The organism is Paenibacillus sp. NPDC058177 (assembly GCF_042883835.1).
Taxonomy (GTDB): Bacteria; Bacillota; Bacilli; order Paenibacillales; family Paenibacillaceae; genus Paenibacillus_AQ; species Paenibacillus_AQ agri.
Window position 1 is genome coordinate 1,923,019 of sequence record NZ_JBHVVB010000001.1, and the last position, 21,658, is coordinate 1,944,676.

The 21,658-nt window shown below is 48.4% G+C and carries 20 protein-coding genes; 8 read left to right on the top strand and 12 right to left on the bottom strand.

Translation table 11 applies throughout. From position 1 onward, the window contains the following. Nucleotides 1–401: 401 nt before the first annotated feature. The 3 genes from ACFVU8_RS09120 to ACFVU8_RS09130 all read left to right on the top strand — a co-directional run bounded on the left by ACFVU8_RS09120 (nucleotide 402) and on the right by ACFVU8_RS09130 (nucleotide 4,372). Nucleotides 402–2,147 (top strand): DEAD/DEAH box helicase, encoded by a 1,746-nt coding sequence (locus tag ACFVU8_RS09120; protein ID WP_387426894.1) that lies wholly within the window; start codon nucleotides 402–404, stop codon nucleotides 2,145–2,147. Continuing rightward, nucleotides 2,144–3,211 (top strand): YqhG family protein, encoded by a 1,068-nt coding sequence (locus ACFVU8_RS09125; protein WP_387426896.1) that lies wholly within the window; start codon nucleotides 2,144–2,146, stop codon nucleotides 3,209–3,211. The genes ACFVU8_RS09120 and ACFVU8_RS09125 overlap by 4 nt, the downstream gene beginning before the upstream one ends. A 138-nt stretch (nucleotides 3,212–3,349) precedes the next feature. Then, the gene (locus ACFVU8_RS09130; protein ID WP_387426897.1) at nucleotides 3,350–4,372 is read left to right on the top strand and encodes a hypothetical protein; all 1,023 of its coding nucleotides are present in this window, start codon (nucleotides 3,350–3,352) and stop codon (nucleotides 4,370–4,372) included. A 113-nt stretch (nucleotides 4,373–4,485) separates the two neighbouring features. Here the strand turns inward: ACFVU8_RS09130 and ACFVU8_RS09135 are convergent, their stop codons facing one another. Beyond that, entirely contained in the window at nucleotides 4,486–4,707 is a 222-nt protein-coding gene (locus ACFVU8_RS09135) for a YqzE family protein (protein WP_379466339.1), read from the bottom strand. 188 nt (nucleotides 4,708–4,895) lie between these two features. Between ACFVU8_RS09135 and ACFVU8_RS09140 the strand changes: the two genes are divergently transcribed. Next, entirely contained in the window at nucleotides 4,896–5,642 is a 747-nt protein-coding gene (locus tag ACFVU8_RS09140) for an N-acetylmuramoyl-L-alanine amidase family protein (protein ID WP_387426899.1), read from the top strand. Here the strand turns inward: ACFVU8_RS09140 and ACFVU8_RS09145 are convergent. Then, nucleotides 5,629–6,579, bottom strand: a complete 951-nt coding sequence (locus ACFVU8_RS09145) for a divergent polysaccharide deacetylase family protein (protein ID WP_387426901.1) — start codon at nucleotides 6,577–6,579, stop codon at nucleotides 5,629–5,631. The genes ACFVU8_RS09140 and ACFVU8_RS09145 overlap by 14 nt on opposite strands. A gap of 617 nt (nucleotides 6,580–7,196) precedes the next feature. On the opposite strand from ACFVU8_RS09145, the gene ACFVU8_RS09150 reads away from it, so the two are divergent. Continuing rightward, the gene (locus ACFVU8_RS09150; RefSeq protein ID WP_387426903.1) at nucleotides 7,197–7,886 is read left to right on the top strand and encodes a DUF7002 family protein; all 690 of its coding nucleotides are present in this window, start codon (nucleotides 7,197–7,199) and stop codon (nucleotides 7,884–7,886) included. Between the two features lie 52 nt (nucleotides 7,887–7,938). Here ACFVU8_RS09150 and ACFVU8_RS09155 read toward each other — a convergent pair whose 3' ends face one another. The 9 genes from ACFVU8_RS09155 to ACFVU8_RS09195 all read right to left on the bottom strand — a co-directional run bounded on the left by ACFVU8_RS09155 (nucleotide 7,939) and on the right by ACFVU8_RS09195 (nucleotide 18,154). Continuing rightward, the gene (locus tag ACFVU8_RS09155; protein ID WP_387426905.1) at nucleotides 7,939–8,865 is read right to left on the bottom strand and encodes a VanZ family protein; all 927 of its coding nucleotides are present in this window, start codon (nucleotides 8,863–8,865) and stop codon (nucleotides 7,939–7,941) included. 209 nt (nucleotides 8,866–9,074) lie between these two features. Next, a complete protein-coding gene (locus ACFVU8_RS09160) occupies nucleotides 9,075–10,760 on the bottom strand; it encodes a methyl-accepting chemotaxis protein (protein WP_387426907.1) in 1,686 nt (561 codons plus the stop codon). A 26-nt stretch (nucleotides 10,761–10,786) separates the two neighbouring features. Next, complete coding sequence (locus ACFVU8_RS09165; protein WP_379466345.1) at nucleotides 10,787–12,517, bottom strand: cache domain-containing sensor histidine kinase; 1,731 nt, start codon at nucleotides 12,515–12,517, stop codon at nucleotides 10,787–10,789. Further along, nucleotides 12,517–13,296, bottom strand: a complete 780-nt coding sequence (locus ACFVU8_RS09170) for a response regulator transcription factor (RefSeq protein WP_175374428.1) — start codon at nucleotides 13,294–13,296, stop codon at nucleotides 12,517–12,519. The genes ACFVU8_RS09165 and ACFVU8_RS09170 overlap by 1 nt, the downstream gene beginning before the upstream one ends. Nucleotides 13,297–13,317: 21 nt before the next feature. Beyond that, nucleotides 13,318–14,439 carry a peptide-methionine (R)-S-oxide reductase MsrB gene (gene msrB, locus ACFVU8_RS09175; protein WP_387426909.1) on the bottom strand — a complete coding sequence of 374 codons (1,122 nt, stop codon included), beginning with the start codon at nucleotides 14,437–14,439 and terminating at the stop codon, nucleotides 13,318–13,320. Nucleotides 14,440–14,463: 24 nt separating this feature from the next. Further along, nucleotides 14,464–15,006 carry a TlpA family protein disulfide reductase gene (locus ACFVU8_RS09180; RefSeq protein ID WP_387426911.1) on the bottom strand — a complete coding sequence of 181 codons (543 nt, stop codon included), beginning with the start codon at nucleotides 15,004–15,006 and terminating at the stop codon, nucleotides 14,464–14,466. A 15-nt stretch (nucleotides 15,007–15,021) separates the two neighbouring features. Further along, nucleotides 15,022–15,738, bottom strand: a complete 717-nt coding sequence (locus ACFVU8_RS09185; protein WP_379466348.1) for a cytochrome c biogenesis CcdA family protein — start codon at nucleotides 15,736–15,738, stop codon at nucleotides 15,022–15,024. Nucleotides 15,739–15,974: 236 nt separating this feature from the next. After that, nucleotides 15,975–16,643 (bottom strand): S-layer homology domain-containing protein, encoded by a 669-nt coding sequence (locus ACFVU8_RS09190; protein WP_387426913.1) that lies wholly within the window; start codon nucleotides 16,641–16,643, stop codon nucleotides 15,975–15,977. A 158-nt stretch (nucleotides 16,644–16,801) separates the two neighbouring features. Continuing rightward, nucleotides 16,802–18,154, bottom strand: coding sequence for an LLM class flavin-dependent oxidoreductase (locus tag ACFVU8_RS09195; protein ID WP_387426915.1), 1,353 nt, complete (start codon nucleotides 18,152–18,154; stop codon nucleotides 16,802–16,804). A 256-nt stretch (nucleotides 18,155–18,410) separates the two neighbouring features. On the opposite strand from ACFVU8_RS09195, the gene ACFVU8_RS09200 reads away from it, so the two are divergent. Further along, nucleotides 18,411–19,292, top strand: coding sequence for a MetQ/NlpA family ABC transporter substrate-binding protein (locus tag ACFVU8_RS09200; RefSeq protein WP_387426918.1), 882 nt, complete (start codon nucleotides 18,411–18,413; stop codon nucleotides 19,290–19,292). Nucleotides 19,293–19,367: 75 nt separating this feature from the next. On the opposite strand, the gene ACFVU8_RS09205 is transcribed toward ACFVU8_RS09200, so the two are convergent. Continuing rightward, nucleotides 19,368–20,252: a LysR family transcriptional regulator gene (locus ACFVU8_RS09205; RefSeq protein ID WP_387426919.1), complete on the bottom strand. Its 885-nt coding sequence runs from the start codon at nucleotides 20,250–20,252 to the stop codon at nucleotides 19,368–19,370. Nucleotides 20,253–20,361: 109 nt separating this feature from the next. Between ACFVU8_RS09205 and ACFVU8_RS09210 the strand changes: the two genes are divergently transcribed. Both ACFVU8_RS09210 and ACFVU8_RS09215 read left to right on the top strand, forming a co-directional pair. Beyond that, nucleotides 20,362–20,955: a LysE family transporter gene (locus tag ACFVU8_RS09210; protein ID WP_379466353.1), complete on the top strand. Its 594-nt coding sequence runs from the start codon at nucleotides 20,362–20,364 to the stop codon at nucleotides 20,953–20,955. 16 nt (nucleotides 20,956–20,971) lie between these two features. Then, nucleotides 20,972–21,448: a YbaK/EbsC family protein gene (locus ACFVU8_RS09215; protein WP_379466354.1), complete on the top strand. Its 477-nt coding sequence runs from the start codon at nucleotides 20,972–20,974 to the stop codon at nucleotides 21,446–21,448. Nucleotides 21,449–21,658 lie beyond the last annotated feature (210 nt).

The window sequence follows — 21,658 nt, forward strand, 5'->3', positions numbered from 1 at the left end:
CCATCTCCTTTTATTTTCGAGAATGTTCGTTCTCAATATAATTAAAAAATGATCTATCTCAATCACAATCTAACATGCTAATGTTCTTATCCCAAATGCATCATACCATGTTGGGAACGTTCGGTAAAGTATTTTAGTCCCACCATTAGTTCATCACGAAATACATCCTAAATATGTTGCCCACTCATTTAATTATCGAAACATGTTACCCGGTTCTTTCAATGCATGAAGCTCTAAATCAAAGAGGAGTACATATGAGAGGGGAATTTTATCTTCTATGGACAGAGCAATTCCTTACTCCCCCTCTCCCGCTTTTACTCTCCCGGGTTATGAATCCTCTCTTTTCCGCGCATACTACTCTTACACATTCAATATGAATCACTGCGAGAGGAGAATGCCGTATGACGCAATTATTCCGTAATTCTCTGCCCGCTGGGGCGAGTCAGCCTGCACCCGTGCTGCCAGTTCCTCTTTCTTTCAACCGGAACTGGCTACAGGATTTGGAGTCAAAGCTTGATAAAGGCGGACCCTGGGGCGACTGGCGATTGTCACAGCTGGCCGTGCAGGGCGAAGAAGCCGGTCTGGTTAGTAGCTTCGACGAATTGCAATGTATGAAGCATTTGTCCGGCCTCTCCCCGCTTCCCCACCAAATCGATACAGCACATAAGGTGCTATTCCAAATGTCGGGTCGGGCCATTCTCGCCGATGAGGTTGGACTTGGCAAGACGATCGAAGCCGGGCTGATCCTCAAGGAGTATCTCGTACGTGGACTCGTGTCCAAGGTACTGATTCTCGTTCCGGCCTCCTTAGTGCTGCAATGGGTTCGGGAGTTGAACGCCAAATTCGGCATTTCTGCCATTGCTCAGAAGAAAGCCTATTCCTGGGGTAACGACATTGTCGTCGCTTCTCTGGACACTGCCAAACGTGATCCGCATAAAGAAGTACTGATGAACAACGAGTACGACATGCTGATTATTGACGAGGCCCATAAACTCAAGAATAAGAAGTCAACCAATTACCAGTTCGTACAGCAGCTGCGTAAAAAATACTGCCTCCTGCTTACCGCCACCCCCGTGCAGAACGACCTCGGCGAGCTGTTCAATCTCATTACTTTGCTGAAGCCGGGACAGCTGGGGAATCAAGGAGATTTTGCCACTAACTTTGTTGTCGATAAGCGCCAGCCAAAGAACGAAGAGCAGCTCCGCGGGGAGCTGTCCAAGCTGATGATCCGCAACCGCCGCGGAGAGGGGCCGGTCAATTTTACGAAACGCAAAGTCCGCAACATCCCCCTCACACTGTCGGAAGAAGAGAAGCGACTCTATGACGGGGTTACTGCCTTTGTCAAAGACCAGTATCAAGAGGCTGGCGGGAATCTCAGCAGCATGCTCTCTCTTGTCACTCTACAGCGGGAGGTATGCAGCAGCCGGGATGCCGTCTTTATCACCTTGGTGAACCTGATCAAGAAATTGCCTGAGGATTCCCCTAAGCGTGACCGGATGATGGAACTGCTCCAGACGATTCGTACGGTAAAAGCGAATACCAAGGCGGAAAAGACCCTCTCGCTGATCCGTGAAATGAATGAAAAGGTGATTGTGTTCACTGAATATCGGGCCACTCAGGAGTATTTGCTGCAATACTTCCGTGAAGGCGGGCTGCAATGCGTTACCTATTCCGGGGGCATGAACCGTGGCAAAAAAGACTGGATGATGGATCTGTTCCGCGGCCGCGCCCAGGTGATGATTGCCACAGAAGCCGGCGGCGAGGGCATCAATCTGCAATTCTGCCACCATATGATCAACTTCGATCTGCCATGGAATCCCATGCGGGTAGAGCAGCGGATCGGACGTGTTCACAGGCTGGGGCAGCAAAATGACGTGATGATCTATAACCTGTCGACCCAAGGCACCATTGAAGAGCATATCCTGCATCTGCTGCATGAGAAGATTAATATGTTCGAGATGGTCATCGGCGGACTCGACGTCATTCTGGAAAAGTTCGAGAAGAAGGAATCGCTGGAGAAGAGCCTGTACAAGATCATGCTGGAATCGCAAGACGAGGACCAGCTGCGCAGTGGTCTTAACCATATTGGTGAGTCGCTAAGTCAATTGAATACCAGCATCAAGAAGGAAAGTGAGACAACCATATGACCCTCTCCCCACAGCAAGTGCGCAAGCAGGTTATGGATTATCTTGAGGCCACAGACTGCTCGATTATTGAGACCTCTCCCCTGCATGTAACAGTCAAGCTCTCTCCCCGTGCAGATCAGATGCTCACGGATCGCCCCTATTATTGGGGCTTCGTAGAACGCACCGGGGTAGCACCCGAGACGCTGTCATTCACGTTCGTGTTCAATCCTGAACAATATGACCGTCAGGCTGAAGCCGCCTTGGCACCCCGGAGTCCAGGATTAGGTAATCCGGGGTTAATGAGGGCCGACATCGGCCATGGAATAACCAGCAAGCCTGCGGAAATAGAAGCCGCCACAGAACCTGCGGGCATCATTTCTGCAGGCTCTGTCGGGTCTCCCGCCCCTCCGGGCAATCCGCAGGACAGCATTTTGTCCCGCTACTTCGGCGTTGTACCCGCACTTCCCCGGATAGGCCCCGGCATGATCAGGCGCGAGGATGTTATCTATGGCAGCAAACGGCTGCGCCAGATCTGGGAAGCTGCCCGCGAGGAAGGCAAGTGTCTCTACTTGTTCGAAGATCCTGGGAGTCGCCAGCGGACAACCCTGTTCTCAGCAGCCTATGAGCCGTGGCTTGGAGTCTATTACAAGGTGGAGATGTCATGTGACCTGAAGCGTGAGGAGCTGCATTTTATGGGAATCTCTTTGCTCACAGGTGTCATCACCTATGAATTTGGAAGCAAGCTGTCACCACTCAAGCTGACCCCACGCCTCCCAGAGAATGTCCATGTACAGCCGCTTGAAATGTCGGTGACGGCAGGCGCGGAACAGCTCGAGGCTAGTCTTACCGCTCGTCTTGCAGAGCTGGATTATAGCTGGGCGGAAGAAGCTCGTGAACGATTGCGGCTAGAGCTAGCTATCATCGACGTCTATTACGAAGAATTGCTCAAGGAACCGGATGAAGAGAAGCGTAAAGAGATCGAGGAGCAGTATGCCCGGCGCCGGCAGGAAACCTCATGGCAATATGAACCGCAAATTGCAGTTTCTGCGGTGACCTATGGACTGTTCCATTTGCGGAAGACATAGAATGCGACCCGGCTCGCTAAAAGCAGGCAAAAAAACAGCGGAATTCCCGCAGCCGGCCGCGACAGCTTGCAACACTCTTTTTACAGCTTGTCCTTTACAATATCAGTAAGCCCATGGAGAAGAAAGGTGATCGGTGATATGAAAATATTCGTCCAGCGGGGACGCCGCCGCAGGCTCCCAGCTTCCCTCCTGCTGTTGTTATGCCTGGTACTGGCAGCAGCAAGCTTTGGTTTCCCAACGCAGCTCGCTGCGACTGGTAGCCGAATAAGCGTTGTACAGGCTGTCTCACAGGAGGTACCGCCCATCTTCCGGTTTCAGGAGGCTTCCGCCCCTGTCACTCTGGAAGACTTCGCCCAATCGAATATCGAGAAGCTCTCTGAGCAGGCCCCTTTCAAGGAATGGGCAAGTGCAAAGCCTCAATATTACCCACTGGGTCCCGGAACGCATGGCTGGCTGGTCAATGTGATGAACGGCAAGCAGCGCATCGGTTATATGATTATCTCCGCCGCAGAGGATGGAGGCTATGTACTGAGTGAATATGGAGCCGGAACCTATGGTCTCCCCTACAGCTTGAGTGAACTGCACCGGTTACTGGTGCAGCAAGGACTTATTTCTTCTACTTATTCGGGTACTCTGGAACTTACAGCGTTGTATGCACCCCTTCTGCCAGTATGGAAATTAAAGATTGACGGCAAGCTTCTTTTTATCGATGCCGCTGCACCACAGATCCTGCCCTGGACGCTAAGCCAGGCGGATAACGCACTCAAGAATACAACAGTCAGTGTAGAGGATGTAACCAGTAAAAAGGCTACCGTCCCTCATACTGCTTACCGGACCGGAGGAACAGACGACCCTTATGCCGATTTGCTATGGCTGACATCGCCCAAGCTGGCTGTCAAGGATGCGGACAGCTTTACTGCTGAGATTGCTCCCGGCGTAAGCCTTGTCTTTCAGGCAGCGGGCCGCAATGACCTGTTCGGAGCGCCCTTTACGATTACAGGCTACCAGAGCTGGCTGCCGGCAGAGAAAACTGGAGACGCCAAGACGGCTCTATACGCAGCTACAGGGGCAGGAGGCAAACGTTACTTGCCGCTGTCCGTATTGATCCAGAGCGGCACGCTTCATAAGTTACCCGGCAATCGTACAGCGTCATTCAATTAGAGATACGATGATGATGTGATCATGAGGATATCTGAACATGACAAATAACCTTCCAGCGCCTATTTCTGGCACAAGGAAGGTTATTTGCTTTAGTGGGCTGGACTAGAGCCAGACTATGCATCATGCCCGTTAAAGGAGGATACAGAGTCCTTTTCCTTTCGTGGCCAGTTCCCCCTCCAAATAGACCAACCCATAGGGATCATACCGAACCACTTCTCAGACCACGGCTGCTTCGCCATTTCCTTATGGGAACGGATACTGCTACGCGGGTCCTCGATAAATACGACTATTTTCTCGGTGATATACTTCACCAGCTCATCGCCGCCTGAAGCCATATTGGCCACCTCCTGCACTGTTTATCCTTGATCTGATGGACACTTCATTATAGCTATAGTGTGCTCCTTCATCAGAAAAACTAAACCCTGGGGAAGAGGTTCGTATAGGTTTGCCTGTAGCGGCACAATCTAACAGTGTAACCACTCCCAGATCTTTTTCCCATTTCAGAGTAAGGAGGCGTGTTTAGATGAAGTTGACCATCAGGCCAGGCTCCTCCAGGTTCCTACGCCGGATCAGTCTCTGCTGGGCGGCTGGAATGCTGCTGCTGACTCCAGGCTATGCCGGAGCCGAACCGGTGCATTCCACGCAGGAGCAGCAGCATAATGATGAGCGGCACCACATGCTGGGCCATGGCCACCGGATGATCCTGATCGATGCCGGGCACGGAGGTGTGGATGGCGGTACCTCCCATGGGAAAATTCTCGAAAAAGATATAACACTGGATATCTCCCGCAAACTGTTCCTGCTGCTGCGCAGCGATGGTTTTGATGCGATTCTGAACCGTAACGGCGACTATGCGCCCAGTGAAGAGAACCACTGGCTGCGTAGCTCCTCCCGTCATCTGCGCGATCTGGCCCAGCGCAAAGAGCTGGCCGAGACATTGCCTGCCAACATTGTCGTCAGCATCCATATCAACTGGGCTTCTTCCCCGTCCAAGCATGGACCGCTGGTGCTATATCGTCAGGAAGGGCGCAGCTTCATGCTCGCCAAGTCGATCCAGAGCCAGTTGAACCATCTGTATGGTACGCAGACGGATTCAAGACCCGGCAAGCCCTTTTATCTGCTCAATAAAATAACCGCCACAACGGTAATCGTCGAGGCGGGTTTTATCAGCAGTCCAACGGACCGGGCGAAATTGTGCAGCCCTGCTGGCCAGCAGGAGATTGCCGAAGCTGTAGCGAACGGCATTGCCGCTTATCTTATGGAAGTGTAGGCTTGGGAGCCCACTTCCATTCTTCTTTTACAAGATCGGAGATCCCGATGAAGTCGACCGTGCTCTTCATGTCTTCAATGCCGCTGCGAATCCCCGCTGCGGTATTTTTGCCTTGCACACCGACGTGCCCGATGGTTACGCAGTAACGCTGATTCAGCGCCCGCTCCTGCACAAGACGCATTTGCTTCCGCACATGGCTCGCGGTATGAACATCATCCAGAAAAATATGGTTCTCCACACGGGGCAAACCGATCTCTTGTGCAACCTGGCCCACCACAGAACGGTAATTAGTCTTGCTGTCCACGAAGAATAGTCCACGCTCCTTGCAGACAGCCAATATAATACCCATGATCCGGGGATCTCCCGTCACTTTTGAACCCATATGATTGTTAATGCCGATAGCATAAGGAACATTTTCCAGCGCCGCCTCGACTTTCTGCCGCACCTCTGCGTCGGTCATCTTCGCCAGCACTGCTCCTGGGCCCAGCCACTCCGGTCTGCCGCTCTTTGGCTCCATCGGCAGATGGACCAGCACATCGTCTCCACGCTCATGAGCACGTTTTGCGTCCTGCTGGGAGGTTGGCAGGAACGGCATTACCGCCACGGTGAGCTTAATCGGCAGGGAAAAGATTTCGTCCGTTCCCTTCATGTCGTTACCAAAATCATCAATAATGATAGCCACCCGGCTGCGGGTCTGACGAGAACCCTTCGCCTCATTGCCCGTTGGTACAGTGCTTTTTGGACCGTTCAACAAAGCCTTCGGTTGTCCATTGACATCAGCAGCCGTACTATCCGTAGTCAGTACCGTCTTACCGTTCAACGCTTCGGCTGCTGATGCAGCATAGCTCCCGGATATCGCCAGGCATCCGGCGGACAGCAGCACAGCTATGTTTCTCCCCCCGGTCATGAGCCGATGACGCCATTGGTATTTCCTCATGCCCTCATCTCCTTCTCACTTTGGATTGTGTTCTCATTGTTTGAAGTTTGGAGGGCAATTATGTAGGGTGACACTGCGCAATAATTAACATTCGCCTTGGAAAGGTCGCGGTCGAGCTTAAGAGAGACTTTGATAACGGGAAAACACCTGAAGGGGTGAAATTCTTGTGAGCCAAAGGTTCATTTTGTTCCTTAGGGTACAAGTATGCTGTTATTTTAAAAGTCTGCATCATTTGCGATAATTTACGCTGTGTTGTTTAATGTGCTATATAATACAATTGAATCCAATTATATTTTACCTTAATATTGAAAATAAACTAAAATTAATCACTCAGAAAGGAATGATCATAATCCTCGGATATCTGTTTATTTTTATAGCTAATTTCATATTCGCCTATTTTATTTATGATGACGCAAGCATGGTTAAGCCTTTATTCCATTCTATTATTATAGTACTCATAAGTTTCATTATGGATCTCGTAAGCAAACACAGAAAAGAAAAGCTCAATAAGCCGCTATAGAAATAAATCCTCAATAAAATTATTTTCCCACTTAAGGCTCATAATAATAAATGTAGCTTCAAGCATACCGATCCCTTGCATTGGAGAATCTAATTCCATGGACATTGTTGCCGACATCACTAAAAGCCCATTTAGACGGTCGTTATATCACTTCACCAGGGCATCCAATCTGCAAGCCATCGCCCATTTCGATGCCCTGTACCCGCCATCCGTTATTGCGCCTCAGCTATCGGCAGGCATGCGTCGCAGCGAGAAACATACCACCCTGTTCAATGAGCAAGCGGTAGTTCTGAACGCTCATTTGCGCATTACCGACGAAGCAATGGACCCTAACACTTCTCCGGAGCAATTTAGAACCTGTCTCGACCGTCATGTATTCCTCTGGCCTACTAAACGCGATTGCCTGGCGATGCTCGGTATGTATTCCCGCCGGGAGCCTAATGAATCCTTTGCCATTCTCCAACTGGATGCTGCTGCACTACTGACGGATCATTTTGACATCATTGTGCTTTCCAAATATGATTCCGGGAGCTCTCCGCGGTATCCCCACCGGATGTCCTACCGGAAGTCCTGCGAAATGTTTCTCCCACTCAATCGCTTCAGGCAATCAACAGCCACTTTTGTCCCGGGTAAGCCCTCCGAGATCAAAGAAATTCTGGTCAAAGGTCCATTAATACCGCTCAGCAAATACTTGCAGACTGTATATTGCACAGCAGAGTCGCTGGTCCCACAACAGTGGAAAGCCTTGACCGAAACTTTAGCGGAACTACGTGAAGACAATAAATGATTTCTACTGCGACGATCTCGCAATCTCACTGCAATTAGCTCCACTTTATTTCTCAATCCGACACACTAACCAGAACAGCTTTAGCAACCTGAACATCATCATCGGACAACCACACTCTGACCGTAAGAGCTGTGCCTTTTTGTCCCATCAAAGAAGCCAAATCCGCCACAGAACCTTTCTCATATCTGGAAATCAGCTGATTTTTCACTGAACTTATATGTCTGATGAAGATTTTCGTTGCAGCATCCAGGGAGATGCCGGTATACAGCTCACTGGCCGGATCCACTGTTTCCGATGTTGATACAGTAGTTATATACTTAGGATTCTGATAGACTGTGATGGTACTTTGCTCCGCCGCCTTCAGATCACCGAACAGGTCACTTGTACTCTCATCCAGTCCCGCCATAATTCCTTTGTTCTCATCAATATATTCAACCTTCTGATTACCGAACGGCAGGAGATTGCGATCCACAATCCCAATCACCGCTATACCGCCAATCCCCGTTACAAGGAAAAAGACAACGACAGCGTTCAGTACCTGCTCTCTCGAACTCGTCCCCCGCTCGATCCCTTTATACACAGCAATCCCAAGCAGCCCTCCAATTAGATTCAACAGAACGTCGTCGATATCGCTGCTGCCGAGTGCCAATACGTACTGAATGACCTCAAGCGATACTGCCGTGGCCACCAAAATGCCAACCTTGAACCGAAAAGAGCGTATTACACCCATGTAAGATACAAAAACCCCCAAAGGAATAAACAGGGCAATATTACCCAAAGTATTCTCCAGCAGTCGTTTTAACCCTATAGAATCATCGCTGAAGTAAGTTGTAATTATGTGATAGGGAATGAGGTTCACACTTCGCAAAGCAAAACTAGGTGTGCTGAAAATTGCTGTTACAGGGATCGTCTTGAATAGGATAAGGTTGATGGCTATCACAGCATACCCGGCAAATAACAGATAGAAAGCTACTTTCACTATGCTGTTTCTCCTCTGGATGAGTTCCATTTACACATACCTCCCAAGTAAAATATGCTCCTATTTTCACAAGCGCCTTCTAACTCTTATCATAACTGGCTCCCTTTGATTTGTAAAATATTCCATTATAAACAAAAAGCAGCGAATCTCCTCTATACAAGAAGACTCGCTGCTTACTAGTACTGCAGCCATTTGCCAATGGCCACATATTAAATTACAAATGCCGCTTCCGTATCTTTAAGATTACTTAAGAGTACCTTGACTTGGTCGGACATTTCTTTCATTTCATTGACCTGGTTCATCTGGCTCTTGACGCTTTCGGAAGATAAGTATGTCTTCTCGGATGACTGCCGGGCAATCTCGGTCATCTGCACGATCGAAGCTGTCGCTTCTTCCGTTCCTGCAGAAATTTCCTGGGAGGCAGCGGATACCTCCTGAATGCGGTTGAATACGGCCTCTATTTTACCCCGTATATTCTTGAGAATGACTCCAGCTTCCTCTGTCAATTGCATTCCGCCGGTAACTTCATCATTCACCGCCCCCATGGAGTTCAGAGCAGCTTCAGACTCCGTCTGCAGCGTATGAACCAGCCCGGAGATTTCCTCAGCCGACAGGCCGGTTTGCTCCGAGAGCTTGCGGATCTCTCCGGCCACTACGGCAAATCCACGGCCAGATTCACCGGCTCTCGCTGCCTCAATGGCTGCGTTCAATGCGAGCAGATTGGTCTGGGAAGAGATCTGCCGGATAATCTGGAGGATCTCGTCAATTCTTTTTGTTTTATCAGTCAAGTTATGCAGCACTTCGTTCAACTGATTCACGGTAGACTTGATCCGGCCCATCTGATGAATCGTCTCTTCGAGCGAAGTATCACCTTGGTGCGCCAACGACGTCGCTTCTTCGCTGATATCAGCGACACTCTGGGATGAATCTGCAATGCGCTGAATGCCTCCGGCCGCCTCCTCCATGGCATCAGCATTGTCCTGTGACAGCTGCAATTGCAGATTGCTGCCGTCATACAACTCTTGAATACTAGATGCAATCTCCTGCGCAGCTGCTTCGGTTGTTTCCGCGTTTACCACCAGCCGATCGACCGCCCTGCTAACCTGCCCGGTTCCGAACCGTACGCTACCGATCAGATGTGTCAGACTCTCAGTCATTTGGCCAAAAGTTTGATACAGAAGGCCGATCTCATCCTTGCGCCGCTGCACAGGAATTTTGATCCGCAGATTACCACGAGAAATCTCTGTCGCCAGCTCCATAACCTCACGGATCGGCTTGGAGATTTTCTGGTGGATCAAAAAGTACTGGATAGACGCGAATAAAGCCAACAGAATCAAGCCGATGATCGAAGTATTGAACAACAGCTTGTCCGCGGATTTCAGTTCCCGTGTTAAGGAAAATACGACATCCACCACATAAGCGGTTTTATTATCAATATGTACGGGGGCGATAAATTGTAGCTGTTCATCCTTGTAAAAGCTCTGCTCCCGGTTATCACTTAAGGTTTTCAGCGCTTCTGACGTGATTGCCTGCCCCACTAGCGAACCATCCTTGGCAGCAATGACCTTTCCGCCTTCCGCTGCCTCATAGATTTTCATGGATACAATTTCCGGCTGCATCCGCACCTGCTGCTCCAGGTAGTTCTGCAGGCTATCGTCGTTAGTCTGAATCGCTGCACCGAAGGTTTTTACCATCATCTGCGCCTGCTCCGTGTTTTCATCAATAACCAAGTTGCGGTTCTGTAAATGCACAGCAGTAATAATGATTGTAACCATCATGACGAACATAATCAGCAGCATGAGGTTAAGTTTACGGGGCAGATTCCAGAACGGAAGCTTGATCTTATGGGTTGTGCTGCCAGTCATTGGTTGGTTTATCTGTGTATTATCCATCATTGTTCCTCTCCCTTCCGAAATGCGGGTCAGGGGATAACGATTTTGACTTCGGTCCCTTGTCCGGGCGCGGAAGTGATCGTAACTCCGTAATTCTGCCCGTAATATAGCTTGAGACGTTCATCCACGTTGTGAATGCCGATTCCGCCCAGCTTGGATCGTACCTGTGGTACCGGCTCTTGCCTTGAAGCCTCAGTGCCGGCTTCAAGAATGGCAGGATCAAAGCCTGCTCCGTCATCCTTAATGATAAACTGTACGCTGCCTTCGACTGTCCTGCCACAGCTGATCTCAAGAGATCCCGGTCCGTTTTTCTCTCGTATGCCATGGTAAATCGCATTTTCAACCATCGGCTGCAAAATGATTTTGGGAATGACCAGATCCGACAAAGCGGGATCATATCCCAGCTCGTATGACAATTTGTCGCCATACCGTTCTTTTTGGATGATCAAATACTTGGATACATGCGCCATCTCTTTTTCAATCGTCGTAAATTCTTCACCACCGCTCAGTGACAGCTGGAAGAATTCGGCGAGCGCCTTCGTCGTTGATATGACCCGCTCGGTATCCTGAAACTCCGCCATCCATACAATCGTATCCAGCGTATTATATAGAAAATGCGGGTTAATCTGGCTGTGCAGCACACTGAGCTCATGCAGACGCAGCGATCTCTCCTTGGTCTCAATATCCTTCAGCAGTTGACGGATCTCCAGTACCATAGAGTTGAAGTGCCGGGCAAGTCCCTGCACCTCTGTAACACCGGTCTCAGGCACACTGATGGCCAGTAGTCCACTCTCGACCTGCTGCATCGCCTGCTCCAGCCGGTGGATCGGCCGGGTCATGCTCTTCGCAATCCAAGGCGACGTTACCAAGATAAGCAGCAGCAGTGCTGCGCCAACCATAATAAACGATTTCATCAGCTGCATGCGAATCTGCTGCAATCCGTCCAAAGAACTGACGCCTACCAGGGTCCAATCTGTCCCCTTCAGATGGGTCTGGTAGACTAGACGGTTCTCCTTCAGATCATATCCCTGGGCCTGCTGACTCATGGCAATCAGCTGCTTCTGCTTGGCGCTGTCCACAAAATACGAAACGTCCTTATGATAGACCATTTCATGATTGCTGTTGATAATAAAAGCATACCCTTTGCTGCCCAGCTCCAAGCCGTTGAGATAGTCCTCAAGTCCCTTGTATTTGATGTCCAACAGCACAACGCCAAGATTCTGCCCACGCTCATCTTTGACCTCCTGACTCAAGGAAATCACCCAGTTATCCTTGTCCATAGAGAACTTCTGCATCCGTGCAGAAGTGAGCGCAGGAATGTTACTATGTATGGCAGCTACGTACCATGGCTCTTCCATCATATCCGACGAACGTCTCATATTCAATTTTTGTTCATTAGATAATACATAGCCATCCTTGCCGATCACGATCACCGACTGAATAAACGGGTCCGAAATCAGCACATTCTGGATAAACTGAAGGACATCCCGCTCACCGGTCTTATTCTTTTCTGCCAGTGTGCGGACGGTCTCGGGATTGCGGGCTAGCATCGTGGACAGCACGTTGAGACGGTCAATATACATCTCCACATACGTGCCGCCCTTGGCAATCGCCATCTGACTGGATTCTACGGACTGGTTCATCACCACTCTGGATATACCGACATAAAGAACACTGCCCGTAATCCCGACCGTCAGAATGCTTATCAGTATGTAAATCCACAGAATCCGAAATTGTAACGAGCGAAAGAAGGGTTTCATTACTCTTTGATCCTTTCACGGTATTGCAGGGGCGACATGCCAAATTTCTTCTTGAAAGAAGAACTGAAATAGTTCGGGTTATCGAACCCTGCGTCCGCGGAAATTTCGTACACCTTTTTATCTGAAGCCAGTAGCTGCAGCTTGGCCCGTTCCAGCCTGAGGGATACGATATAGTCCTGAAAAGACACCTTGAACAGCTTTTTGAACAATGTACTCATATAGCCTGAACTGAAGCCCATCTGCTCCGCTAATGCGGTTAGCGAGAACTCCGGATTTGCGAGGTTGCTCTCAATCACCTGAGCCACATGCTGTTTTTCACCTTCCGGTTCACTGACCGGCACGGTTCCGCCTGTCCGTGACTGCATATCCTTGAGAAGGGTCAGCAGTTCAGTCTGCTGACCCTCATTCTTAAGTTTATTCACCAGTTTGCTCAAGACCTCGAACACATCTTTTCTAGAGACGGGCTTCAGTACATAATCATCGATCCCGATCTTCAAAGCGGTTACCGCATAGTCATAATAATCATAACCGGTAATCACCGCAATCTTGACATCCGGCTTCAGCACCTTGATTCTTGTCGCAAAGTCCAGTCCGTTCATGCGCGGCATGTTAATATCCAGCAACACAAGATCCGGGAGCTGCTCCTCAAAAATCCGCAATCCTTCGTCTCCGCTCGCGGCTTCATAGATTTCACCAATATGAAGTTCATCGAAAGGGACGAAACGCTTGATGCCGTTTCTTACCAGATCCTCGTCTTCAACAAGCAGCAGCTTATACATAACCTTTAGACTCCTTCATCCTCATTTAGCGACAACAATCAGATCTCCATACCCTTCCTTATCCATGTCTGCCAGCGGAACGAAACGGATGGAAGCACTGTTGATGCAGAAGCGTTTGCCGCCCTTGTCTGCCGGTCCATCATCGAAAACATGACCCAGATGAATATCCCCTGCCCGGCTCCGTACCTCTGTACGGGTCATGCCAAAACTGTGATCCTCGTCGTAAGTTACTACCTCCGGAATAATTGGCTTGGTGAAGCTCGGCCAGCCGCAGCCGGCATCGTATTTATCAGCGCTGGCGAACAGCGGCTCACCTGTTGTGACATCTACGTAGATGCCCGGCTCAAATTGATCCCAATATTCATTCGAGTACGCATGCTCAGTATCGGCTAGTACGGCTACCTGATACTGGATCTTGGTCAGCTTCTTTTTCAGTTCCTCATTGCTTGGCTTAGGATATTTAGCGGCATCAATGTGAATATTTACATCCTGCACCACGCTCAGATCAATGTGGCAGTACCCGTTCGGATTCTTCTCCAGATAATCCTGGTGATACTCTTCTGCCATATAGAAATTGCTTAGCGGCAGTGCTTCGGTAACGATTTTCTTGTCATATTTCAGCTGTTCCTTCGCGATTGCTTCCTTAATCACGGTCAGATCCGCCGCATTGTTCGAATAAATCCCAGTCCGGTATTGAATTCCCTGATCATTGCCTTGCTTATTGACACTTGTCGGGTCGATGACCTTGAAGAATGCAGCGATAAGCTGTTCGAGACTCACCCGCTTCGGATCATAGCTGACCTTGACCGTCTCAGCGAACCCCCTGTCCCCGCGGACAACATCTTCATAAGAAGGATTCTCTCCGGTACCGTTGGCATAGCCGGACACAGCATCGCTAACCCCGTATACCCGGGCCATGTAAGCTTCGATGCCCCAGAAGCACCCGCCGGCAAAATAAATATCGCGCAGTTCACTCCCTGAGTAATCCACTTCCTTGTTCGGATTCGGCAGAGAAGCCGTTGTCGCTGTGCCCCCGCCTGCGGAAGCAATCCCTCCCGCTCCTTCAGTGATTAAATTATACGGTGTGCAAGCACTTAGTACCAGCAATAGCAGCATTGAACCTATCAGTCCTAGTCGTTTCATAATTCCCTCCCGTATCCTTCTGTTTTAATGTATGGATTGAAATGTCTCGGCAATCACTTCATTGGTGTTATGTCCGGGTGCGCTTTTGACCAGAATGCCATCCGAACCGATATAATAAGAAGAGGGATATCCTCTCACGCCAAATTTACGAGTCAAAGTACCTCCGTCATCCAACAGCACCTGAATATGGTCGTACCCTCTTTTGGAGAACCAGTTTGTAAAATCAGCAGCCGATTGTTCCCCATTGTATCCAGGACTGACGATCGTCAGCACCTTATAGTCATGCTGCTCACTCGACAGCTGATCCAGTTCATCCAGCCCAGCCAGGCAAATAGGGCACCAGGACGCCCAGAATTTCACATATACCTTCTGCCCTTTGAAATCAGCTAAGGACACTTCATTTCCCTGCAAATCTTTAAGCGTGAACGCTGGTGCAGGCTGCCCCTTGTTCACTGCCCCTCCAGCTACCGATGCTGAAGTGACACCCTCTCTACCATAAATACCAATCGCGCCTATCACTAGTAGGGCAGCTATTGCGACCCAGACCCATGTCTTCATCTTTTTCATGACGCCTTCCTCCTTCTACACTTGAAAATAGGTTGTAATCAGGTTCAGCTTATTGCTAACCAGCAGCAGTCCCATCACAATTAATACGATGCCTGAGATGGCCTTCAATACGCGCATATGCTTATAAATCCGACGCACCTTCGTTAACAGCAGGCTGGAGAATATAGCCATGACCAGAAACGGTAACGCCAAGCCCAGGGTATAGATCAGCATATACATGCCTCCCGCTCCCGCCGAGCCGCCGCTTGCCGAAAGGCCCAGCACAGCTGCAAGCACAGGACCGATACAAGGGGTCCAGCCGAAGCTGAACGTGAACCCGAGCAGAAAAGCGCCCGCGAATCCTTTTTTATGCTGTAAATCAGCGTCTATGCGCTTTTCTTTTTCCAAAAAAGAAAGCTTGATCACACCCGTCTGGTAAATCCCGAACAAGATAACGACGATTCCACAGACTGTTATGAAATACGAACTCCCTAGTACTCCCCCAAGTGCGCCTGCCCCGAAACCAAGCATTACGAAAACTGCTGAAAGCCCCAGAATAAACATCAAGGTTCTACCTATAAGCAGTGGCGAGATTGTCATCTTCCCCAGCTTCCAGACCCCTTCTTGACCGCTGCCCTGCTCTGAGCTGCCGAGGTAGGCAAGATACACAGGCAGTAACGGCAATATACAAGGGGAAAAAAACGACAGTACCCCCGCAGTAAACACACTTCCAAAATAAATCGACTCCGTCACCACTTTCGCCTCCTAACAGAAACTCCATTCTAGCCGTACTTCTAGTGTAGGTTAATCTATCCAGATATAACATCCAAGCTGATCAGCATTTTCTATAAAATAATCATGTGTTGCTACAAGCATTGCCCACCTAACACGCAAGAAGACCACTCACCCAATGAAGGATAAGTGGTCTTCTGCTGTAGCTGTTTATGATGGGAGGGCGATTAGTTAAGTCTCTTTTCCAGCATCCCGACTTAAGAACCCTGCGCCGGCGCAGGGTGTTCCTCGATGTATGCCAGCGCGTTATAGACCAGCTCCGCCGCTTCGGCGCGTGTGATCTTCTCCTGCGGCTTGAAATTGTTGTTCTGATCCAGCTTGGCAATTCCAAGCACAAGTGCAAGCTGAACGGACCCGTCAAATGCAGTGCTAAGCTGGCCCTGGTCGCCAAATTCCATCGGCTTGATTTTGATCATCTGCAGATTGCTACTCGTCCCCATGGCCAGAATCAAATGGTGGGTGAACTCTTCCTTGGTCCATGCTGCTCCGGGGTCCAGATCTTTGGACAGGTCAATGTTGTTGTTGGCCGCAATGATCAGAGTATTGGCATACCACGCAGCATCATTTGCTTTAGGGAAATAATCAGTCGCATGCGGCTCTTTGATAAATCGCAACAGATCAATATTCAAATCAAAGGCATTAACAAGAAGCTGAATTCCCTGAGCTGCAGTCAGTGTGCCCTTAGGATCAAAGCGATCACTGCTAACACCCTGTATGTAGCCCTTTTGCTGCAAAGAGATGATCTTATCCTTGGCCGGGATATTTGCAAGATCGGTAAATGCCACCCCGGCGGCAAAGCTTTGTCCAGTAATCGTGAGAGTAAGTATAGCCGTAGCACCAAGCATTGCAAATTTTTTGTTCATCATTGCTGTCTCCTCGCCAGTAATTGGAATGTTACAACCCTATTGACGAGTGTTAGCACATAATGTTGCAGCGATTTAAGAGAAGCCACTGAATAGTCTACTAATCTGCGTTCTGATCTATTGCCTGCCGCATATTCTGGAGTTGATTTATAGCTCCTCTTTTAAATCTGGCTTGCAGGCAATGGTTGTTTTGCATAGCGGTTGACCGGAACAGAGAGTCCCAAATGTCCCCGCAAGGTTGTACTGTCATATTCCGTCCGGTAGATGCCCCGTTCCTGAAGAATCGGTACGACTAGCTCGACAAAGTCAGTCAGGCTGTCCGGCAGTGCGGGCGGAACGAATATAAACCCGTCGGCGGCGCCATTTTCAAACCAATACGTCAGCGTATCTGCCACTTGTTCCGGTGTTCCACGCAGGGACTCATCCGATGACACATTGCTGATTTTAGAATAAAGCTCTCCGATCGTCAGGTCCTCTTCACGAATGATTTTTTGAATTCTATCAAAATCACTCTGGATGCTGTTCACTTCCCGCCAAGTCACTTGCGATGCAGGAGTATCCAGACTGTAAGCGGTCAGATCGACATTCCCCACATAGCCGGACAAGAATCTCAGGGCCTGCTCCTGTATAACCGTCGAGTCCAATAGCGCCGCCTTCTCTGCTGCCTCGGCTTCCGTTCGCCCGATAATTGGAGAGATCCCCTGCAGAATAAGCAGTTCGTCCTCTCTCCGTCCATACTTGGACATCCGGCCTTTCAATTCTTTGTAGAAGTCTTTGGCTTCTTCGAACGATTTTTTGTGACTGAATACCACCTCAGCCGTTCTTGCAGCCAGTTCTTGCCCCGGGTTGGAGGAGCCTGCCTGGAATAGCACCGGATGACCCTGTGGAGTGCGTCCAATATTGAGCGGCCCCCTAACTTGGAAGAACTCGCCTTCATAATTGAGCAGATGCACCTTCTCCGGATTATAAAATTCGCCAGTTTCCTTGTTGCGGATAAAAGCATCCTCTTCCCATGAATCCCATAAGCCCTTCACTACATCGATGAATTCCTCTGCAATCTTGTACCGGTCATCATGAAGGAGATGCTCCTTCCGGCTGAAGTTAAGTGCAGTAAGTCCAGTCGCATCAGCGGTGGTCACCACATTCCATCCAGCTCTCCCTCCACTAATGATATCGACCGAAGCGAATTGCCGGGCTAAATTATAGGGCTCGTTATAGGTGGTGGAAGCAGTGGCTACAACCCCGATATGGCTAGTAGCACCCGCAATAGCAGTAATCAGGACAGTAGGGTCAAATCTATTTAGTATTTGTGAATGTGAATTCTCGTCAACAGCCAAACTGTCAGCGATAAAGGCCGCATCAAACAGGCCTCTTTCGGCTTCCTGGGCGATTTTTTTATAAAAGCCTACATCGATACTGGCATCCGCTTGTGCTTGCGGCAGCCGCCACGAACCGATATGCATGCCGGTTCCGACAATATATAAACCGATTTTAATTTGTCTAGCGTCAGACATAGATTTCATCCTCTCCGTAATAGACCTGAATGATTGCAGATGGAAAAAAGAACCTGTTAAACATAGTTAATAAATTGGTATACTCAGTTTTAATTTGAATTTATGATACATTAGATTGCAGTGGAAATCAATTCCTCTATTGAGCAACTAAGGATTGACATTCGAAGTAAAGCTGGTATGATTTTAATAATTCTCATGTGTTTACTAGGAATTAAGCGTCATTATTTTTCATTCAACTTTAGGAGGGTCTTTACAGATGAGTAAGAAATCAAAATGGGGTCGGCTTTTATTAACAGGATCTATGGTATTGGCAGTTTTGCTGGTATCTGCATGCAGTAACAAGGAGACAGGCTCTGCCAGTGAAGCTTCACTGAAAATAGGAACGACAGATATTCAGAGCGATTTGTGGAACTTTGTTCGGGATCAAGCCAAAGAAGAGGGATTGAAGATTGAGGTCGTCACCCTATCTGGTCAGGTAGATATGAACCAATCGCTCGCTGATGGAGACCTCGAAGCCAACGCCTTCCAGCATATCGCTTATCTGACAAGTTGGAATGGCATTCACAATTCTTCTCTGGTGGCGGCGGATACGACGATCATTGCCCCCCTCGGCATCTACTCCAAGAAAATCAAGAATGTAGACGAGATTAAAGACGGCGCCAAGATTGCGATTCCGAACGATCAGTCCAATCTGGTCCGGGCCTTGAAGCTGCTTGAATCAGCCAAACTCATTAAGCTGCCAGAGAACTTCGACCTTGCCAAGGGCGGGGTGGATCAGATTGCTGAGAACCCTCATAAGCTTGACATTATTACAGCGCAAAGCGGTATGCTTCCAAGAGTGCTGGATGACGTTGACGCAGCCATTATTAATAATGGTGTAGCTCTTGAGGCAGGGTACAAGCTGGATACCTCCCTATTCCATGAGAACGAACAAGAGAGCGCCTATGTTAACGTGGTGGCAACGAAAGAGGATATTCTAAAAGACAAAGCAGATGCTTTCAAGAAGTTGAACACCGTACTTCACTCTGACAAAGTCAAAGAGTATATTCAGCAAAGATATGAAGGAAACTTCATCCCTGTCACTCGTACCATTGATGATGTTGTAGAAACATTTAATAAAGAATACGGAAAGAAATAGCATAACGTAAAAAGGATCAAAATATCTGATTTCCAGATATTTTGATCCTTTTTCTTTTGTCCTCAGACGCCATTTCTATACCAAATGTTCTTCCAACAAAGATACAAACAACTCCATCGCTGGGCTAAGCCACTTATTCTTATGATGGGAGCAGATCGCTGTGATACGTTCAGATTCAAGCTCTGTCGGCAGTTCAATAAGTGATTGATTCCTTAGCTCTTCTTCCACTGTAAAGCGTGGTAAATAGGCCACTCCTAAATTACTGCTTACACAGCGCTTCGTTGCTTCAATGCTCCCGACCTCAATGATGTTGTCCATTACAATGTTCTTGTCTTTAATATACTGATCGAATTTTTGCTGAAAAATACTGCTTGGATCATTAACGATCATGCTGACTGCTTTAACCTGATTCTTCGCCGTAAAGTTATGCTGATCTTCGACCAGCAGCGGTGAAGCGATCAACACCAGGTTATGTGCAGACAAAGATCTGTTCATTACAGAGGCAGAACTCCCCCCTACATCATAGTGTATCCCCAGATCAGCTCCCCCGCTTACGATTTTATCTTTAATGACATAGCAGTTTAGGGCTTGCAGGGATAACTTCACACGCGGAGCCTGCTCCTTAAAAGCTTTTAGTAGAGGCTGGAATTTATAGATCAATAGAGATTCAGGAATAGCAACATTCAGGTCACCGCTAATTTCAAGTGTGCTTTTACCATAGTTACTAATCTGTTCAGTAGACTTAATTATGTTATCGATCAGCGGCAAAATCTCTTTTCCGGCTTGCGTCAGTACCATCTTCCGTCCTATCTTTTCAAAGATCTTGACGTTTAGTTCCTGTTCAAGCTGCTGCATCTGAAAGGTAATCGTGGACTGTGTATAGTTTAGCTGCCGGGCGGCATTTTGAAAGCTTCCAGCTTCTAGAATGGTTTTCACTGTGTACAAATATTTCAATTCCATGAGAATATCCTTCTTTCAGTTCAATAGAATCGAATTTTATTATTCATTGTTTCAATTATATTAAAATATCGATTTATGCTATCGTAACGTAAAAGGAGGTGCTTTTCAATTGAATATTACACTATGGATCTCTTTTTTCGCATATGCAATAACGACAGCTCTTTCGCCAGGACCTAACAACATTCTCGCATTAAATGAAGTCAGTACTTATGGGTTGAAAAAAAGCAAGCCGCTGCTGCTCGGAATTTATACTGGCTTTCTGGCAGTAATGATCCTTTGCGGCTTCTTCAGCGTAATCTTGGGAAGATATCTGCCTGGCATCCTGATCTATTTAAAATATGTCGGCAGTATGTATATCTTGTACCTCGCCTTCCGTACGATCACAAGTAAACCTGCAAAGAATGAAGATCAGGAATCAGGCTCGTCATCCTTTTTGCGCGGCTTTATTTTGCAATTCGTAAATGTGAAAATAATATTATGGGGGCTGACCGTTTTCATCGCCTACATTCTCCCCTATTATTCCTCGTATCCTGCAATTGCCGGCTTTATCCTCTTGTCGGCTGCAATCGGTAACGGGGCAACACATGTATGGGTTATCGCTGGCGTGCTGCTTCATAATGTCATTAACAACTACTGGCGAGTGGTCAATGTAATTATGGCGTTATTGCTAGTTTATAGTGCTATTAATCTACTGCTAGATTGAGAAGGAGTCCGAAATAATGTCCTATGAGAAGATTGTTACGTATTTTGAAGAACAGGGAATGACCGGTCGAATCAAGCATTTTGACAGTTCATGTGCAACGGTTGAGGAAGCGGCTAATACCATTGGTGTTGTGCCCGCCCGAATTGCCAAGACACTTAGTCTCAGAAAAGATGAGGGTTGCATGCTGATCGTAATGGCCGGTGACGTGGGTATCGACAATAAGAAGTTCCGTCATTACTTTGGTATGAAGGCTAGGATGCTTACGGCATCTGAAGTGGAGGAACAACTGGATCAGCAGGTTGGCGGTGTCTGTCCCTTCGCTGTCGCGGATCACATTCCTGTGTATATCGATGTCTCAGTTAAGCGCTTTGATACGCTGTTCCCGGCATGCGGCAGTCCCACCAGTGTAGTTGAGCTGACGCCTGATGAACTTTTCACCCATGGCCATGCTACCGAGTGGGTGGATATTGCGAAGCAAGTAGAGAGCAAGTAAAACAATAAACAAAGCCCACTAATGGCCGCAAGAACACGCCACGGCTTTCTATACTTCAAAAAAATAGAAGCCTCCATCCCGCTTCAGTGCCGGTTTGGAGGCTTTGTTGGAAGTCGGCTCATCAAGGATAAGCATATCCGGATTCTTCATTAGGCCTACCGCCTAGGTTAAACGCTGTTTCTGACCACCGGATAAAATAGTTTTAACAGC

Excerpts from the sequence above, each read along its gene's own strand:
- ACFVU8_RS09135 (WP_379466339.1), bottom strand. The coding sequence starts at position 4,707 with ATGGCTTCAGGCGGCGATGAGCTGGTGAAGTATATCACCGAGAAAATA.
- ACFVU8_RS09205 (WP_387426919.1), bottom strand. The coding sequence starts at position 20,252 with ATGGAATTGAAATATTTGTACACAGTGAAAACCATTCTAGAAGCTGGA.
- msrB (WP_387426909.1), bottom strand. The coding sequence starts at position 14,439 with ATGAAACGACTAGGACTGATAGGTTCAATGCTGCTATTGCTGGTACTA.
- ACFVU8_RS09215 (WP_379466354.1), top strand. The coding sequence starts at position 20,972 with ATGTCCTATGAGAAGATTGTTACGTATTTTGAAGAACAGGGAATGACC.
- ACFVU8_RS09120 (WP_387426894.1), top strand. The coding sequence starts at position 402 with ATGACGCAATTATTCCGTAATTCTCTGCCCGCTGGGGCGAGTCAGCCT.
- ACFVU8_RS09130 (WP_387426897.1), top strand. The coding sequence starts at position 3,350 with ATGAAAATATTCGTCCAGCGGGGACGCCGCCGCAGGCTCCCAGCTTCC.
- ACFVU8_RS09140 (WP_387426899.1), top strand. The coding sequence starts at position 4,896 with ATGAAGTTGACCATCAGGCCAGGCTCCTCCAGGTTCCTACGCCGGATC.
- ACFVU8_RS09145 (WP_387426901.1), bottom strand. The coding sequence starts at position 6,579 with ATGAGGAAATACCAATGGCGTCATCGGCTCATGACCGGGGGGAGAAAC.
- ACFVU8_RS09160 (WP_387426907.1), bottom strand. The coding sequence starts at position 10,760 with ATGATGGATAATACACAGATAAACCAACCAATGACTGGCAGCACAACC.
- ACFVU8_RS09150 (WP_387426903.1), top strand. The coding sequence starts at position 7,197 with ATGGACATTGTTGCCGACATCACTAAAAGCCCATTTAGACGGTCGTTA.
- ACFVU8_RS09125 (WP_387426896.1), top strand. The coding sequence starts at position 2,144 with ATGACCCTCTCCCCACAGCAAGTGCGCAAGCAGGTTATGGATTATCTT.
- ACFVU8_RS09190 (WP_387426913.1), bottom strand. The coding sequence starts at position 16,643 with ATGATGAACAAAAAATTTGCAATGCTTGGTGCTACGGCTATACTTACT.
- ACFVU8_RS09180 (WP_387426911.1), bottom strand. The coding sequence starts at position 15,006 with ATGAAAAAGATGAAGACATGGGTCTGGGTCGCAATAGCTGCCCTACTA.
- ACFVU8_RS09165 (WP_379466345.1), bottom strand. The coding sequence starts at position 12,517 with ATGAAACCCTTCTTTCGCTCGTTACAATTTCGGATTCTGTGGATTTAC.
- ACFVU8_RS09195 (WP_387426915.1), bottom strand. The coding sequence starts at position 18,154 with ATGTCTGACGCTAGACAAATTAAAATCGGTTTATATATTGTCGGAACC.
- ACFVU8_RS09200 (WP_387426918.1), top strand. The coding sequence starts at position 18,411 with ATGAGTAAGAAATCAAAATGGGGTCGGCTTTTATTAACAGGATCTATG.
- ACFVU8_RS09170 (WP_175374428.1), bottom strand. The coding sequence starts at position 13,296 with ATGTATAAGCTGCTGCTTGTTGAAGACGAGGATCTGGTAAGAAACGGC.